Origin of the sequence: Kineosporia succinea (assembly GCF_030811555.1) — a bacterium.
GTDB classification, from domain to species: Bacteria; Actinomycetota; Actinomycetes; order Actinomycetales; family Kineosporiaceae; genus Kineosporia; species Kineosporia succinea.
In genome coordinates, this window is the sequence record NZ_JAUSQZ010000001.1 from 7,511,008 (window position 1) to 7,528,262 (window position 17,255).

Here is a 17,255-nt window from a genome sequence, read left to right on the forward strand (position 1 = left end):
GATCACTTCCTGGTCGGGACAATTCGTCAGTCGAGGCCGTCGACGAGGGCGAACAGGTCGTCGTCGCTCGCCTCGTCCAGGTCGGGTCCGGCCGGGGTCGCGGCCGTGTACAGGTCCAGCAGATGCCGCAGGCGCACCGCCACGGCCCCTCGGGTGTCCTGCTCGTTCACGGCCCCCTCGAACGCGGGACGCAGCCGGTCGAGTTCCGCGAGCACGTCGGGCCGGGTGGCCCGGGTGAGCTGGTGGTCGAGGAACGTGGCCACCGCCGCCGGGCTGGGGTGGTCGAACACCAGCGTCGTGGGCACCTTCAGGCCGGTGGCCCGGCCGATCCGGTTGCGCAGCTCGACCGCGGTCAGCGAGTCGAAACCCAGCTCCCGGAAGGCCCGTCCGGGTTCCAGGTCGCTGTCGCCGGCGTGCCCGAGCACGGCCGCGACCTGTGAGACGACCAGGTCGAGCAGCGCCTGCCCACGCTCCTGGGGAGGCAGGGCCGCGAGCCGGTCGGTGGCGGACGGGGCCACCACCGTTTCCCGCCCGGTCGAGGCCGGCGGCCGCACCAGTCCGCGGAACATCGCCGGCGGTGTTCCCTGAGCCCTCAGCGCGGCGGTGTCGATGCGGGACACCGCGAGCACCGCGTCGTCTCCGCCGAGGGCGGCGTCGAACAGGTCCATCGCCTCGTCGGAGCCGAGCGGGATCAGGCCGCTGCGGGCCAGGCGCTGCCGGTCCACGACGTCCAGGCCCTCGGTGAGCGAGCTGCTCTGCTCCCAGAGTCCCCACGCCAGAGACAATCCCGGCAGACCGCGGGCCCGGCGGTGCTGGGCCAGCGCGTCGAGGTAGGCGTTGCCGGCCGCGTAGTTGGCCTGCCCGGCGGTGCCCAGCAGACCGGCGATCGAGGAGTACAGCACGAACGCCTCGAGCGGCCGGTCGCGGGTGAACTCGTGCAGGTTCCGGGCCGCGGCGATCTTGGGACGCGTCACCCGCTCGAGGCGCTCGGCGTCCAGGTCCGTGAACACGCCGTCGTCGAGCACACCCGCGGTGTGCACCACCGCACTCAGGTCGGGCACTGCGCCGAGCAGGGCCCTGGCCGCGTCCCGGTCGGCCAGGTCGCAGGCGGCGACGGTGACCTCGGCGCCCAGGGCGGTCATCTCGGCGCGCAGCCCGGCCGCTCCCGGGGCCTGTTCTCCCCGGCGGCTGACCAGCAGCAGACGTCGCGCCGCGTGCCGGGTCACCAGGTGCCGCACCAGGATCGTGCCGAGAGTTCCGGTGGCGCCGCTGACCAGCACGGTCCCGGTGTCCCAGCGCGGCGGGCCGGCATCCGCCGGAGCCCGGCGCGCCAGCCGGGGTGCGAACGCCCGGCCCTCGCGGATCGCGAGCTGCGGCTCGTCCCCCGAGGCCGTGGAGACCCCGGGTCCGCCCGAAACGCCGAAATTCAGCAGCGCTTCCGAGGCCGGGTCGTCGTCGAGGTCGACGAGCACGACGCGGTCGGGGTTCTCGGTCTGGGCGGAGCGCAGCATCCCCCAGACGGCCGCCCGGGTCAGGTCGGTGACGTCCTCGCCCGGCCGGGCGGCGACCGCCCCGTGAGTGACCACCACCAGTTTCGCGTCGGACGGCTCGGCCAGGAACGACTGCACCGAGGTCAGAGCCCGGAGCAGGGCGTCGGGCTCGTCCTGCGTGAGCCGCAGCACGCGGGCCTCGCCCAGTCCGTGGCCGGTCCCGACCTCGGTCCAGGCGACGCGCAGCAGCCCGTCGGTGGCCCGGGCGGCGGTCAGGGCCTCGCGGGCCAGCGGACGCAGCAGCAGTGAGGCGATCTCGGCCACCGGCGCTCCGGCCGTGTCGAACAGGGCCACCGCGACCTCGAGCGAGTCGTGACCGTTGGCGAGCACACTCAGCCGCACCCGCAGGGCCGGCACCCCGGTGCGGTGCACCGTCACGCCCGACCACGCGAACGGGACCCACGACGGCCCGCCCTCGTCGACGAGCAGCAGCGGATGCAGGGCGGCGTCCAGCACCGCGGGATGGATCGCGAACGGCCCCACCGGACCACTCACCTCGGCGTAGATCTGGCCGTCCCCGTGCCACATCCGGTGCAGGCCACGAAAGCGTGGCCCGTAGGCGTACCCGCGTGAGGCCAGCCGGTCGTAGGCCCCGTCGAGGTCCACCTCGACCGCGGCAGCCGGCGGCCAGAGGAGTTCCGGCGACGGCACCGGGCCACCCGCGTCCCGGCTCAGCGAACCCCGGGCGTGCGTCGTCCACCCGTCGTCGCCGGTGCGGGCGTGGATCTCCAGCCCGGTTCCCTCGGTCACGGTGACCTGGAGCTCCAGGTCGTCCTGCGCGGGCACCACCAGCGGGGCCGCGAGGGTCAGCTCCTCCAGCCGGGCACCGAGCCGGTCGGCGGTGTGCAGGGCCAGATCGAGGACGCCGGTGCCCGGCACGAGCGGCACCCCACCGATCACGTGGTCGGACAACCACGGTGCTCCGGCCCGGGACGCCTGCCCCGACAGCACGTGCTCGTCGCGGCCGGCCAGCGGTACCGCGGCTCCCAGGAAGGGATGGGTGCCGTCCGGCGCGGGCTCCAGCCAGTGCCGGCGGCCCTGGAAGGCGTAGGTGGGCAGGTCGGTGAAACGGGCCCGGCGCCGGGCGAAGAAGGGACGCCAGTCCACCTCGGCGCCGTCGGAGAACATCCGGCCCACGGCGGTGAGCAGCGTTTCCGGCTCCGGTCGCCCGGGTCGCAGCACCGCCGCCGCGTTCGACGTGAGCGCGCTCAGCACGGCGTCGGGCCCGATCTCGAGGTAGCGGACGACGCCCTCCCCCTCGAGGAAGCGCAGGCCGTCGTGGAACCGGACCGTGCCGCGGATCTGGTCGGCCCAGTAGCCCGGGGAACCGAGCTGCTCGGCGGTCAGGGGACGCCCGGTGACGTTCGAGATCACCGGCACGGACGGTGCCGCGAAGGTGAGGTCCGCGATCGCGGCGCGGAACCGTTCGAGGATCCCGTCCATGTGGGCGGAGTGGAACGCGTGCGAGACGGCCAGGCGCCGGACCCGGTGGCCGCGCGCCTTCCACAGGTCCGCGACCCGCCCCGCGGCGTCCTCGTCACCCGAGACAACCACCGCCCGGGGGCCGTTGACCGCCGCGATCCCGACCGCCAGGCCCTCGAGCGAGGCGGCCACCTCCTCCTCACCGGCCTCGATCGCGATCATCGCACCCCCGCCCGGGGCCGACTGCATGAGCCGGCCCCGGGCGGAGACGAGCACACACGCGTCCTCGAGCGAGAGCACCCCGGCGCAGTGAGCCGCGCTGATCTCGCCGATCGAGTGGCCGAGCAGGTGGTCGGGGCGCAGCCCGAACGACGAGACCAACCGGAAGAGAGCGGTTTCCAGGGCGAACAACGCGGCCTGGGTGTAGACCGTCTGATCCAGCGACGCCGAGCCGGCCGAGCCCTCGGCCGCGAACAGCACGTCTTTCAGCGGACGGTCGAGAGCCGGATCCAGCCCGGCGCAGACCGCGTCCAGGGCCTCGGCGAACACCGGCTCGGACTCGTACAGTTCCCGGCCCGTGCCGAGTCGCTGGCTGCCCTGCCCGGAGAACAGGAACGCGGTCCTCCCGGCCCGGACCGGCTCGGCGGAGTCGCGGGCGACCGCGGCCAGGCGCGCCGTGAGGGTGTCCCGGTCGGCGCCGACGACGACCGCGCGGTACTCGAACGCGGTACGGGCCGTGGCCAGGGTCAGCCCGATGTCGGCGGGTGACACGTCGGCCGGGACGTTCAGCAGCCGCTCGGCCTGGGCCTTCAGCGCCGCCTCGCTGCGGGCCGAGAGAACCCACGGCACCGGACCTTCCGACGGCTCCCGCTCGACCGGCCCCTCCGGGTACTCCTCGAGAATCACGTGGGCGTTGGTGCCGCTGATCCCGAACGACGACACGCCGGCCCGCCGCGGACGGCCCTCGGTGCCCTCCCACGGCTGTGAACGGGTCAGCAGCTCGACCGCTCCCGACGACCAGTCGACCTGCGACGAGGGCTCGTCGACGTGCAGCGTCGCCGGGAGCACCCGGTGCCGCATGGACTCCAGCACCTTGATGACGCCACCGACCCCCGCCGCCGCCTGGGCGTGACCGATGTTCGACTTCAAAGACCCCAGCCAGAGCGGTGTCCCGCGATCCTGGCCGTAGGTGGCCAGCAGGGCCTGCGCCTCGATCGGATCCCCCAGCCGCGTCCCCGTGCCGTGGGCCTCCACCGCGTCGACCTCGGCCGGCGACAGGCCCGCGTTCGCCAGCGCCTGCCGGATCACCCGCTCCTGCGAAGGCCCGTTCGGCGCGGTCAGGCCGTTCGAGGCCCCGTCCTGGTTCACCGCCGACCCCCGCAGGACCCCGAGGACGCGACGGCCGTTGCGCACCGCGTCCGAAAGCCGTTCCACCACGAGCAGACCCACGCCCTCCGACCAGCCCGTGCCGCCCGCCGACTCGGCGAACGAACGGCACCGCCCGTCGGCCGCCAGACCGCGCTGCCGCGAGAACTCCACGAAGGTGGTGGGTGAGGACATCACGGTCACCCCGCCGGCCAGCGCCAGGTCGCACTCCCCCTGCCGCAGCGCGTTCGCGGCCAGGTGCAGCGCGACCAGCGACGAGGAACAGGCCGTGTCCACCGTCACCGCCGGGCCCTGGAGCCCGTAGGTGTACGACAGCCGCCCGGACGCGACGCTGGACAGGTTGCCGGCCAGCAGGAACCCCTCGAACTCGGCGGGTGCCGTCGCCAGCCGGGCCGCGTAGTCGTCATACATCGCACCGACGAACACCCCGGTCCCGCTGCCCCGCAACGACTCCGGCACGATCCCCGCGTTCTCCCAGGCCTCCCAGGCGGTCTCGAGCAGGATCCGCTGCTGCGGGTCGGTTGCCGTGGCCTCGCGCGGCGACATCCCGAAGAAGTCCGCGTCGAAGAGGTCGGCGTCGTGCAGGAACCCGCCCTCGCGCACGTACGAGGTGCCCGGCCGGTCCGGATCCGGGTCGTAGAGCGTCTCCAGGTCCCAGCCCCGGTTGCCCGGGAAACCCGACACCCCGTCGATGTTCTCGGAGACCAGCCGCCACAGATCCTGCGGGGAGGACACCCCGCCCGGGAACCGGCACGCCATGCCCACGATCGCGACCGGCTCGTCGGTGGTGGCCCGGCTCGTCACCCCGGCGTGTTCGGTGCCCTGGATCTCGTCGAGCAGGTGACCGGCCAGCGCTGCCGGCGTCGGGTGGTCGAACACCACGGTCGCGGGCAGCCGGAGCCCGGTCGCGGTGGCGAGCCGGTTGCGCAGCTCGACCGAGGCGAGAGAGTCGAAACCGGCCTCCCGGAAGGCCTGATCGGGCCGGACACCCACCGCGTCGTCGAGTCCCAGCACCAGGGCCACGGTGGCGCTGACGAGATCCAGCACCGCCGCGCGACGTTCCGGTTCGGGCAGCGCGGTGATGCGGGCCACGAAGTCGCCCCCGGCCGCCGCCCGCCCGCGGTGTCCGGCACTCTTCGCCCGCCCCCGGAGCAGAGCCGGAAGGTCGGCGTCCGGAGCGGGACGGGTGCGCGCGAGCGGTACGAGCAGCGCGGCGTCCGGCGTGCGCAGGGCCCGGTCGAACAGCTCCAGCCCCTGCTCCGCGGTGAGCGGCGGCAACCCCGCGCGACGCCAGCGGGCCTGGTCGGCCTCCCCCAGCGCCGCGCCCATCCCGTTCTCCCAGAGCCCCCAGGCCAGCGAGACACCCGGCAGGCCGAGCGCTCGCCGGTGCGCGGCCAGGGCGTCCAGGTAGGTGCTGGCCGCGGCGTAGGCCCCCTGACCGGCGGTGCCCGTCAGCCCGGAGACCGACGAGAAGAGAACGAACGCCGTCAGCTCGCGGTCCCGGGTGAGCTCGTGCAGGAACCGGGCAGCGTCGGCCTTGGGACGCATCGCGGCGCTCAGGTGCCCGGGGGTCAGCGACTCGATCGTGGCGTCGGCCAGAACGCCGGCCGCGTGCACCACCGCCGTCAGATTCTCGATCCGGCCGAGCATTCGCGCGAGTGCGGTGCGGTCGCCCACGTCGACGGCGACCACGTCCACCTCGGCGCCCAGCACGGTCAGGTCGTCGGCCAGCTGCCGCGCACCGGGGGCCTGCGGACCACGACGCCCGGCGAGCACCAGACGCCGGGCCCCTTGGTGGGTCACCAGCCGGCGGGCGACGAGCGCCCCCAGACCTCCGGTGCCGCCGGTGACGAGCACGCTCGCCCCCTCGTCGAGCCCGGGGCCCGCCGGAAGGCCGAGACGTTCGAGCCGGGGTGCGTACAGGCGGCCGTCGCGCAGGGCGAGCTGGGGCTCCCCGGAGACGGTCGTGATCTCCGAGGCACTGTCCCGGTCACTGTCGAGCAGGACGAAACGCCCCGGGTGCTCGGTCTGGGCGGCGCGCACCAGACCCCAGACGGGCGCCTGGCCGAGCCCGGTCAGGGTGTCGCCGGGGGTCACCTGAACGGCGTCGCGGGTCACGAGAACCAGCGGACGGTCGTCGGTCCCGGCCAGTCGCTCGCGGATGACACCGAGGGCTTCGGTCTCCCCCGCGCAGAAGGCGATCTCGGGAGCCGCCTCGCCCGGCGCCGACGGCACGGGCTTCCACACGACGCCGTAAAGGTCGGTGGCCGAGGTGTTGCCGGCCCGGAACGTGACCTTCTCGATCGTGGCGACCGGGGAACCGGACGCGTCGGCCAGGGTGAGCTCGGCCGTTCCCTCCGGGCCGAGCACGATGCGGGCCCGCAGGGCGGTGGCCCCGGCGGCGTGCAGGCTCACGCCCGACCAGCTGAACGGCAGCCAGATCCGTTCCGCATCGGCCAGTTCGAGCACGATCGGATGCAGCACGGCATCGAGCAGCGCCGGGTGCAGCCGGTACCCGTGCGCGATCGGTTCGGGCAGAGAGACCTCCGCGTAGAGTTCGCGGCCCCGTCGCCAGAGCTTCCGCAGCCCCTGGAACGCCGGACCGTAGGAGTATCCGAGGATCTCGAGCCGGTCGTAGACATCGTCCACCGGTTCGGCCACGGCCCCGGGCGGGGGCCAGGCCCGCAGATCAGCCCTCGCCCCCTCGACGGTTCCGCTGAAGGTGCCGCCGGCGTGTCGGGTCCAGGGCAGCTGCGCCGAGGCCCGGGCGTGAAGGCTGAACGCGTCGCCGTGCCGGACGATCTGGATCTGCACGTCGCCGGGCACGGGCAGCGGGGCCTCGACCACGAGCTCGGCCACGTCCGCCCCGCCGGCCGCGAGCGCCAGTTCGAGCAGGGCCGCGCCCGGCAGGATCGTGGCGCCGTCCACCCGGTGGTCGCGAGCCCATCCGTCGGCGGGCACGTGCCCGGTGAGCACGGCTCCCTCGCCGTCGGCGTGCTCGAGACGGGTTCCCAGCAGCGGGTGGTCGTTGTCCTCGAGCCCCAGGGTGGACGCGTCGGCCGGGGAAGTGCCCGCGAGCCAGTAGCGTTCGTGCTGGAACGGGTAGGTCGGCAGGTCGGTGAGTCGCCCGCCGGGGTGGAACGTGGCGGGCTCGAGCGGGGCTCCGTCCACGAGCAGGGCCGCCACCGCGCCGGCGAAGCTGTCCGGTTCGGGGGTGCCCGAGCGCATCAGGGGCACGGCGCCGGGCGTCAGGGCGCTGAGCACCGCGTCCGGCCCGATCTCGACGAAACGTACTGCCCCCGCTCGGGTCAGGGCCTCGACGGCGTCGGCGTAGCGCACGGTCCCGCGGATCTGGGCGGTCCAGTAGGCGGGGTCGGCGAGTTCCTCCGGGTCGGCCTGGGCACCGGTGAGGGTGGAGACGATCGGGATCGAGGGTTCGCCGAACCGGGTGGTCTGCGCGATCTCACGGAAGGCGGACAGGATCGGGTCCATGTGCGGTGAGTGGAACGCGTGGCTGACCCGCAGTTCCCGGGTGCGGCGTCCGCGGCCGCGCCAGTGCGCGACGACCTGGGTGACCGCGTCCTCGTCCCCCGACACCACCACGGACTCGGGCCCGTTGACCGCGGCGAGCACCGCCGTGCTCCCGGTGAGGTCGAGTTCGGCGGGTGTGGCCTGGATCGCGGCCATCGCACCGCCCGCCGGGGCCTGCTGCATGAGCCGGCCGCGGGCCGCGACCAGCCGCACCGCCTCCGGCAGGGGCAGGAGTCCCGCGACGTGGGCGGCGGCCAGCTCCCCGACGGAGTGCCCGGCCACCAGGTCGGGGGTCAGCCCGTGGTGGGCGAGCGTGGCAGCGAGAGCCACCTCGACGGCGAACAGGGCGGGCTGGGTGTAGGTGGTGAGGTCGAGCAGTCCGGGTGCGGCCCCGGTGAGGACGTCTTCGAGCGGGTGGTCGAGGTGCCCGGCGAAGGCCGCGGTGACGGTGTCGAGTTCCCTGGCGAAGAGCGGGTTCACGGCGCGCAGCTCTTGCCCCATGCCGATGCGCTGGGCGCCCTGGCCGGTGAAGACGAATGCCGTGGCGCCGGGGCGGGTGATGCCGTGCCTGACGTGTCCCGGGGTGCGTCCGGCGGCGATCGCGTCGAGGCCGCTGAGCAGCTCGTCGCGCGTGGTGCCGACGATCGCCGCACTGTGGGTGAACCGCGGCCGGGCGGTGGCCAGGGTGAAGCCGATGTCGATGAGGGACGCGTGCCCGGCCGGCTCTCGCAGCCGGGCGGCGGTCTCGGCGAGGGCGCCGGGGTCACGGGCGGAGAGCACCCACGGCACGGGCGCCGGGTAGCTGCTGGCCTCGTCGCCCGGGGGTTCCTCGCGCCGGCCGGCCCCCGGGCCCCGTCCCGTCTGCTCGTCCCGCGCACCCCGGCCGGTTCCTTCGGCGGTTCGGGTCCCCGGCGCGGCCTCCTCGAGGATCACGTGCGCGTTGGTGCCGCTGATCCCGAACGAGGAGACCGCCGCCCGGCGCGGGCCCCGGTCGTCCTCCCACGGCTGTTCCTCGCTCAGAAGGCGCACCGCGTCGGCCGACCAGTCCACGTGACGGGTCGGGGTGCCGAGGTGCAGGGTCCGGGGCAGGGTCCGGTGCCGCAGGGCCAGCACCATCTTGATCACGCCGCCGACCCCGGCGGCGGCCTGGGCGTGCCCGATGTTCGACTTGAGCGAGCCCAGGAACACCGGGACGCCCGGTTCGCGGTCGGTCCCGTAGGTGGCCAGTACCGCCTCGGCCTCGATCGGGTCGCCCAGGCGGGTGCCGGTGCCGTGGGCCTCCAGGGCGGTGACGTCGCGGGGCTCGAGGTGGGCGTCGGCCAGGGCCGCGCGGATCACTCGCTGCTGCGACGGGCCGTTGGGAGCGGTCAGCCCGTTGGACGCCCCGTCCTGGTTCACGGCCGATCCCCGGACCAGCGCGAGCACCGGGTGTGCGTTGCGGCGGGCGTCGGACAGGCGTTCCAGCACGAGCAGGCCCGCGCCCTCGGCCCAGGCGGTGCCGTCGGCGGCGTCGGAGAAGGGGCGGCAACGGCCGTCGGGGGCGAGCCCGCCCTGCCGGGAGAACTCCACGAACATCCCGGGCCCCGACATCACGGTGACTCCACCGGCCAGGGCCAGCGACGTCTCCCCCGAGCGCAGGGACCGCACGGCCAGGTGCAGCGCGACCAGCGACGAGGAGCAGGCGGTGTCGATCGTGACGGCCGGTCCGGTCAGGCCGAGCTGGTAGGCGATGCGCCCGGAGATGACGCTCGAGGTGGTTCCGGTCAGCAGCTGGCCGTCCACCCCGGACGGGGCCTGGTGCAGCCGGGGTCCGTAGTCCAGCGAGGTGGCCCCCACGAACACGCCGGTGCGGGATCCGTGCAGACGGGTGGGATCCAGGCCAGCGCGTTCGGCGGCCTCCCAGGCGACCTCGAGCATGAGCCGTTGCTGCGGGTCCATGGCCAGGGCCTCGCGCGCCGGGATGCCGAAGAACCCGGCGTCGAACCCGGCGGCGTCGTGCAGGAAACCGCCACGTCCGACGGCCGTGCCGGTCAGGGCCGGGTCCCAGCCGCGGTCGGTGGGGAAGGCGGAGGTGGCGTCGCGGCCCTCGGCCACCAGTGCCCACAGGTCCTCGGGGGTGTTCACGTCACCGGGGAAACGACAGGCCATCCCCACGACGGCGATCGGCTCGGCCGGCGACCCGGCCACCGGTCCGCCCGGCCACGAGGGCGGCGCCGGGGTCGGCTGCGAGCTCAGCCGCGAGGCCAGGTGCGCGCTCAGCGCGGCCACGGTCGGGTAGTCGAACACCACCCCGCCGGCCAGCGTCACCCCGGTCGCCGCGGTCAGCCGGTCACTCAGCTCGACGGCCATCAGCGAGTCCAGCCCGAGCTCCCGGAACGGCACCGTCTCCGGCACCACCCGCCCCGGCGCGTGGTCCAGCACCGCCGCGACCAGTTCCCGCACCACCCGCTCGGCTGCCACCGTCCCGCCGGCGGCTCTCGCCGAACCGGCCGCTCGCGCCACACCGCTGGTCCCGGTCACCTCGCGGGTCCCCGTCGCCCCGCCCGCACTCTTCGATCCCTCCGCCCCCGACCCCGACCCCGGCCCCGCGGAGGAACCGCCCACCTGACCCGGCGCGACCGCCCCGTCCACCGAAACCGGCACCGGCACCGGCACCGGCGCACCCGAGGGCGAGGCCCCGTCGATCCAGTACCGTTCCCGCTGGAACCGGTACGTGGGCAACGGGACCCGGTGCCGACGCGTCCCCTCGTAGAAGACCGGCCAGTCGACCTCGCCCCCCCGCGAGAACAACGTGCCCACCGCCGCGACCGCGGTCTCCGGCTCGAAACTCCCTGACCGCAGCAGCGGTACAGCCGTCGCGCCGGGAATCGCCGCGGCCGCCAGCGCCGAGCACACCCCGTCCGGCCCGGCTTCGAGAAACACCCGGTGACCGGCCTCCTCGAGGGTGCGCAGGGCGTCCAGAAACCGCACGGGCTCACGGATCTGGTCGGCCCAGTAGCCCGGCGAGCACCACAACCGGGTTTCCTCCTGCCCTGTCATCGTGGAGACCATCGGCACCGAGGGCTCGTGGTACGACAACTCGGCCGCCCGCTCCCGGAACTCCTCGAGCATCGGCTCCATGAGCGGTGAATGGAAGGCGTGACTGACCGCCGGCCGCCGCGACCGCAGGCCCCGCGCGTCCAGACGCTGCTCGAGCCCGTCGATCAGATCCCCGCGCCCCGAAATCACCACCGAACGAGGGCCGTTCACCGCTCCCAGGGCAAGACCCGGCGGGAGCAGCGGCAGCACGTCGGCCTCCGCCGCCTGCACCGCGAGCATCGCTCCCCCGTCCGGCAGCGCGTCCATGAGACCGGCCCGCAGAGACACGAGCGAGCAGGCGTCCTCGAGCGAGAGCACCCCCGCACAATGAGCGGCCGCCAGCTCCCCCACCGAGTGCCCGGCCATCCGCGCCGGCCGCACGCCCCACGACTCGATCAACCGGAAAAGGGCCACCTCGAGCGCGAACAGCGCGGGCTGGGCCCATCCGGTGCGGTGCGGACGCGGGTCGTCGAGGAGGTGGCCGAGATGCCGGGAGATCTCGTCGAGAGCCGTGGCGAAGACCGGGAAGTGCTCATACAGCTCCCGTCCCATGCCGATGCGCTGAGCACCCTGACCGGTGAACAGGAGCACCGGGGAAACCGGCTCGGCATCGACACTTTCGCGGGTGGCCACGGCATCGAGCGAGGCCAGCAACCCGTCCTGGTCCCGCCCGGCCACCACGGCCCGGTGCCCGAAGAGGGTGCGGCCGCTGAGCAGCGACCAGCCGATGTCCACCGGCCGCTGGGTGCCCACCACCTCACGCAGGGCCCGCGCCTGAGCGCGGAGGGCATCGGGAGTGCGCCCCGACAGCACCCAGGGCACCACGACCGGCTCCGGCCCCACCCGGACCGGGGCGGAGAACCCCTCTGCGACCACCAGGTGACAGTTCGTCCCGCCGATACCGAACGAGCTGACCCCGGCGATCAGCGGACGCCCCGGATCGGGCCATTCCCCGCCCTGGTCCTGGACTTTCAGGTGAAGCCGCTCGAGCGGTATGCCCGGATGCGGTTCGACGTGGTTCAGGCTCGCCGGCAACCGCCGGTGACGCAGACTCAGCAGCACCTTCAGCAGTCCGGCGATACCGGCCGCGCTCTCCAGGTGCCCGATGTTCGTCTTCACCGATCCCACGGCGAGAGGAGGCCCGGACCGGGCCCCGAGGGCAGCGGCCAGGGCCGCCGCCTCGATCGGGTCTCCGAGCGGCGTTCCGGTTCCGTGCAGCTCGACGTACTGGATCCCGGCCGCGTCGACCCCGGCCTGCTCCCAGGCGTCCCGGATCACCTGTTCCTGCGCCGACGCACTGGGCACGGTGAGCCCGGCCGAGGGGCCGTCGTTGTTGACGGCTCCTGAGAGGATCACACCGTGCACGTGGTCACCGTCGGCGCGGGCCGCGTCCAGGGGCTTGAGGACGACCACCGCACCGCCCTCTCCGCGCACGAAACCATTGGCACGGGAGTCGAAAACGTACGCCCGCCCGTCGGGCGAGAGACCACCGAACCGCTCGGCACCGGTCGCGGAGGCGGCCAGCAGGTTCAGGTTGACCCCGGCGGCGACCGCCAGCCCCGAGCGTCCGCTGCGCAGTTCCTGGCAGGCGAGCTGAACCGCCACGAGCGAGGACGACTGGGCCGAGTCGACGGTCAGGCTCGGCCCCCGCAGGCCGAGGCGGTGAGAGACCCGGCCCGCGATCACGCCCCGGTTCAGGCCGGTGAAGCTGTGCTGGGTGATCGCCGCGGTTCCCTGCTGGTAGGTCAGGGCGGCGTAGTCGTCACGATGGGCGCCCACGAAAACGGCGGTTCGGCTGCCGTTCAGAGTGGCGGGAACGATGCCGGCCTCCTCGAGCGCCTCCCAGACCAGCTCCAGCACCAGGCGCTGCTGAGGGTCGGTCGCGGCGGCCTCACGCGGTGAGATCCCGAAGAAGGCGGCGTCGAAGTCCCCGACACCGGGCAGTGACGCTCCCCAGCGGGCAGCGCCGTGACCGGCGCGCTCCGGGGGCATCTCGCCGATGGCGCTGCGCCCGGAGTCCAGGAGCTCCCAGAAGCGCTCCGGACTGTCAGCCCCGGGAAGGCGGCAGGCGATCCCGACGACCGCAATGGCCTGTGGCGGTTCACTGTTCGTCGACACAGCAGCGAACGTAACCCCGCAGCGCCGACGGGCCTCACACTTTCATCTCTCAGCACGGTAACAACACCGGATCGTGCATGAAGGACGCGGCGGTGAGAGCCCGGTGAGCGCGTCACCGACGCGCGGGCGGACGTCGAAGACGCAGGGACGGCCCGAAAGCGCAAGTCCCGGCGTAGGGACCGGCCGGACCTCCCCTTCGGGCACGACGGAGCGGGCAGTGACCGGGCGACCGCGTCCCACCGCTCCGGGTTAGCCGACAGTGACCGGTGGCTGTATCAGAACCACCGATCCGTCGGCCACCTCGGCCTTTTCGCGGCGGTTCACGACCGATGAGCGGGCGGTGAGAGCCCTGCGGTTATGTTCGGACGGCGCCGAGAACCGGCGCGGCGTCACGGAATCCGCGACGGAACCGCCGAGTGCTGGGAGACTCACATGGGCAAGCGCACGCCGAGAAGGGCCGTGGTGCTGGGTGGCGGCATCGCGGGACTGTTCGCGACCCGCGTCCTGGCCGACCAGTTCGACCAGGTCACCCTGGTCGACCGCGACCACCTGACCGGGCCGAACCTGCTGCGACGGGGCCTGCCGCAGGGGCACCACCTGCACGGCCTGCTGTCACGGGGCCAGGAGATCACCGAGGAGCACTTCCCCGGCATCACCGAGAAGATGGTCGCCGACGGATCGGCGATCGGCGACGCGTCCAACGACGTGCGCTGGATCATCAACGGCAAGCGGCTCGTGCAGACCGACTCCGGTCTGGCCTGTCTCACCGCGTCCCGCCCGTTCTTCGAGTCGCACATCCGCGAGCGCGTCCTGGCTCTGCCGAACGTCGTTCTCTCGGAGCTGACCGACATCAGCCGGCTCGAGGTCAGCGACGACGGGCGCACGATCCGCGGGGTCTGGGTGTTCCCGGAGGGTGAGCACGAGACGCTGCTGCCCGCCGACCTGGTCGTCGACGCGTCCGGACGTGGCTCCCGCACGCCGACCTGGCTCGAGGACCTGGGCTACGGGCGGGTTCCGGAGGAGAAGCACAAGATCGGGATGGGCTACGCGACGCGCTACTACCGGATTCCCGACGCCGCGTTCGAGGGCGACATCTCGGTGAACACGGTGGCCTCGGCCGGGGTGCCCCGCGGGTGCATCTGCCAGAAGATCGACGGCGGCCGGGCCATCGTGACGGCCTACGGCATCCTCGGTGACCACCCTCCGACCGACCCGGACGGCTACCTGAACTTCATCAAGTCGCTGGCCGCCCCCGACATCTACGAGATCCTGCAGTCGGCCGAGGCTCTCAACGACCCGGTGGCCTACAAGTTCCCGACGAATCTGCGCCGGCACTACCAGCTGATGTCCGACTTTCCGGCCGGCTTCCTCGTGATCGGTGACGGGGTGGCCAGTTTCAATCCCAGCTACGCCCAGGGGATGACGGTCTCGGCCCTGGGTTCGGTGGTGCTGCGCAAGCACGTGGCCGATCGCCGTCCGGTGCACGCCCTGGCCTACTTCCGGGACCTGGCGGCCGATGCGATCGACGGGTGCTGGGACATGGCCGTGAGCGCGGACCTGGCCTTCCCGGGGGTGGAGGGTGAGCGGACGCCGGAGATCATGGAGACGCACGACTTCATCTCGCGCACCCAGGACGTGGCCAGCCGGGACGCGGCGGTCTCGCGGGCCTTCCAGCGGGTGATCGGTCTGGTCGACCACTACACCGTGCTGCACGAGCCCGAGCTCGAAGCCAAGATCCTGCAGGGGTGAGGCTTTCATGACCCTTCAGCGGATCTCCCTCGGTGGTCTCACCTTCGACGTCGACGTCGAGGGTGAGGCCGGCGGGCCGGCCGTGCTTCTCCTGCACGGCTTCCCGCACAGCCGTCACTCCTGGGCCGGTGTCGCGCCGATCCTGCACGAGGCCGGGCTGCGCACCGTCGCACCCGACCAGCGCGGGTACTCCGACGGCGCCCGGCCCGGCCGGGTCGCCGACTACGCCCTGCCGCTCCTGGCCGGTGACGCGCTCGGCCTGCTCGACGCGCTCGGCATCGGGTCCGCGCACGTCGTCGGGCACGACTGGGGGGCGGCGGTGGCCTGGTACCTGGGAGCGCGCCACCCCCGGCGGGTGCGCTCGCTCGTCGCGCTGGCGATCCCGCACCTGGACGCCTACCAGCACGCCTTCCAGGTCGACGAGGAGCAGCGGGCCGGCTCGAAGTACGTCGAGATGCTCATGGCCCCGGACTCGGCCCGGGACTTCCTGGCCGACGACGCGGCCGGGCTCCGGGCCTGGTTCGCCCAGGCCGGTGAGGGCGTCCTGACACCCGCCCAGGTCGACGGGTACGTCCGGAAGCACGCGCAGCCGGGCGTTCTCGACGCGGCGCTCAACTGGTACCGGGCGAACAACCTGGTCGGTGAGCCGTTCGGGTTCGGCCCGGTGACCGTGCCGACGACGTTCGTCTGGAGCCCCTCCGACACCGCGGTCAGCAAGCTGTCGGTCGAGGAGACGCCCCAGCACGTGACGGGCCCCTACCGGCTCGTCCCCCTGCCGGAGACCTCCCACTGGCAGCCCCAGCAGGCTCCGGAGGAGGTCGCGCGGGAGATCGTGCGACTTGTCGGTACGCAGAAGGGGGAGGCACGATGACCGCGCAGACGACCCAGGAGCTCGCCGAGCCCTACCTGCGCCGGGTGCTGGGCACCGCGGGGCTCGACGTGGAGTACGTCCGGGGGCACGGCGACACGCTCTACTACCGCAAGGGCGACGAGGAGGTCCCGGTGCTGGATCTCGTCGGCGGCTACGGATCGACCCTGCTGGGCCACAGCAACCCCGAGCTCGTCGCCTACGCCCGCGAGCTGCTGGCCGCCCAGACGCCGATCCACGCCCAGTTCTCGCGGCATCCGTACGCCAACGACGTGGCGGCCGACCTGGTCCGCATCATCCAGCGGGAGACCGGTTCCGAGGAGCCGTTCTTCGCGATCTTCGCGAACAGCGGGGCGGAGGCGATCGAGGCCGCGATGAAGCACGCGGAGTTCGAGCGCCACGTGCGACTGGAGCAGCTGCGCGCCGCCGTCGGCGTCAGCATCGAGGCGGTGCGGGCGGCCGTGGCCGAGGGCAGCGTGGCGGCGGCCGAGGCGGAGGCGCTGATCGCCGACGTCACCGCCCACAACGAGGCCCTGGCCACCAGCCCCCCGCTGTTCCTGACCCCGGTCGGGTCGTTCCACGGCAAGCTGGCGGCCAGCACCCAGCTCACCTACAACCCGATCTACCGGGCCGTGTTCTCGGCGCTGGCGGCGCAGGCCCGCTTCGTGCCGCTCGACGAGCCGGGGGCGATCGACGAGATCGTGCGTTCCGAGAGCCGGTGGCTGCACGACCTGGCCCTCGAGGGCGGCCGGCCCACCGTGGTGCAGCGGCCGTTCCCCGGGTTCTGCGCGGTGGTGCTCGAGCCGATCCTCGGTGAGGGCGGCATCCACGAGCTGCCCGCCGCGTTCGTGCACGACGTCCAGCGGGTGGCGGGCGAGCTGGACATCCCGGTGGTGGTCGACGAGGTGCAGAGCGGGATGGGGCGCACCGGCGCGTTCCTGGCCAGCAGTCACCTCGGGCTGCGGGGCGACTACTACACCCTGGCCAAGAGCCTGGGCGGCGGTATCGCGAAGGCTGCGGTGCTGCTGGTGCGGGCCTCGCGCTACCTGAACGACTTCGAGATGATGCACAGCTCGACGTTCGCCAAAGACAGCTACTCGTGCCTGATCGCGGGCCGGGTGCTGCAGATGCTCGAGGCCGGCGACGGCGAGATCTACCGGTCCGCGGGCGCGCGCGGCGCCGAACTGCGCCAGGCCCTGCAGGAGCTGCAGCGCGAGTTCCCCGGGGTGCTCAAGGAGGTGCGGGGACGGGGCCTGATGCTGGGCCTGGAGTTCTGCGAGCAGGCCCACTCGCCCTCTCCCGTCCTGCGGCAGCTGCACGCGTCGGGCTTCTTCGGCTACTTCCTGTCCGGCTACCTGTTGCGCGAGCACCACATTCGCACGTTCCCCACCTCCAGTGCCGTCCACACCCTGCGTTTCGAGCCGTCGGCGTTCATCACCACGGCCGACATCACCCGGCTCGTCGGGGCGCTGCGTGACCTGTGCACCCAGATCGCCGGCACCGACGGCCACCGGCTGGCGCCCGTCGGCTGACCCACCGCCCCACCCGTCACC

At 73.4% G+C, this 17,255-nt stretch carries 4 protein-coding genes; 3 read left to right on the top strand and 1 reads right to left on the bottom strand.

The annotated features are described in order from the left end of the window. Positions 1-26 precede the first annotated feature (26 nt). Positions 27-13,085 carry a type I polyketide synthase gene (locus J2S57_RS33100; RefSeq protein WP_307250131.1) on the bottom strand — a complete coding sequence of 4,353 codons (13,059 nt, stop codon included), beginning with the start codon at positions 13,083-13,085 and terminating at the stop codon, positions 27-29. Between the two features lie 432 nt (positions 13,086-13,517). Between J2S57_RS33100 and J2S57_RS33105 the strand changes: the two genes are divergently transcribed. The 3 genes from J2S57_RS33105 to J2S57_RS33115 are packed head-to-tail and all read left to right on the top strand — an operon-like array spanning position 13,518 to position 17,234. After that, positions 13,518-14,834 carry an FAD-dependent oxidoreductase gene (locus tag J2S57_RS33105; protein ID WP_307250133.1) on the top strand — a complete coding sequence of 439 codons (1,317 nt, stop codon included), beginning with the start codon at positions 13,518-13,520 and terminating at the stop codon, positions 14,832-14,834. A gap of 7 nt (positions 14,835-14,841) precedes the next feature. After that, positions 14,842-15,705 carry an alpha/beta fold hydrolase gene (locus J2S57_RS33110; protein WP_307250135.1) on the top strand — a complete coding sequence of 288 codons (864 nt, stop codon included), beginning with the start codon at positions 14,842-14,844 and terminating at the stop codon, positions 15,703-15,705. Beyond that, entirely contained in the window at positions 15,702-17,234 is a 1,533-nt protein-coding gene (locus J2S57_RS33115; RefSeq protein ID WP_307250136.1) for an aspartate aminotransferase family protein, read from the top strand. The genes J2S57_RS33110 and J2S57_RS33115 overlap by 4 nt, the downstream gene beginning before the upstream one ends. Positions 17,235-17,255: the final 21 nt, after the last annotated feature.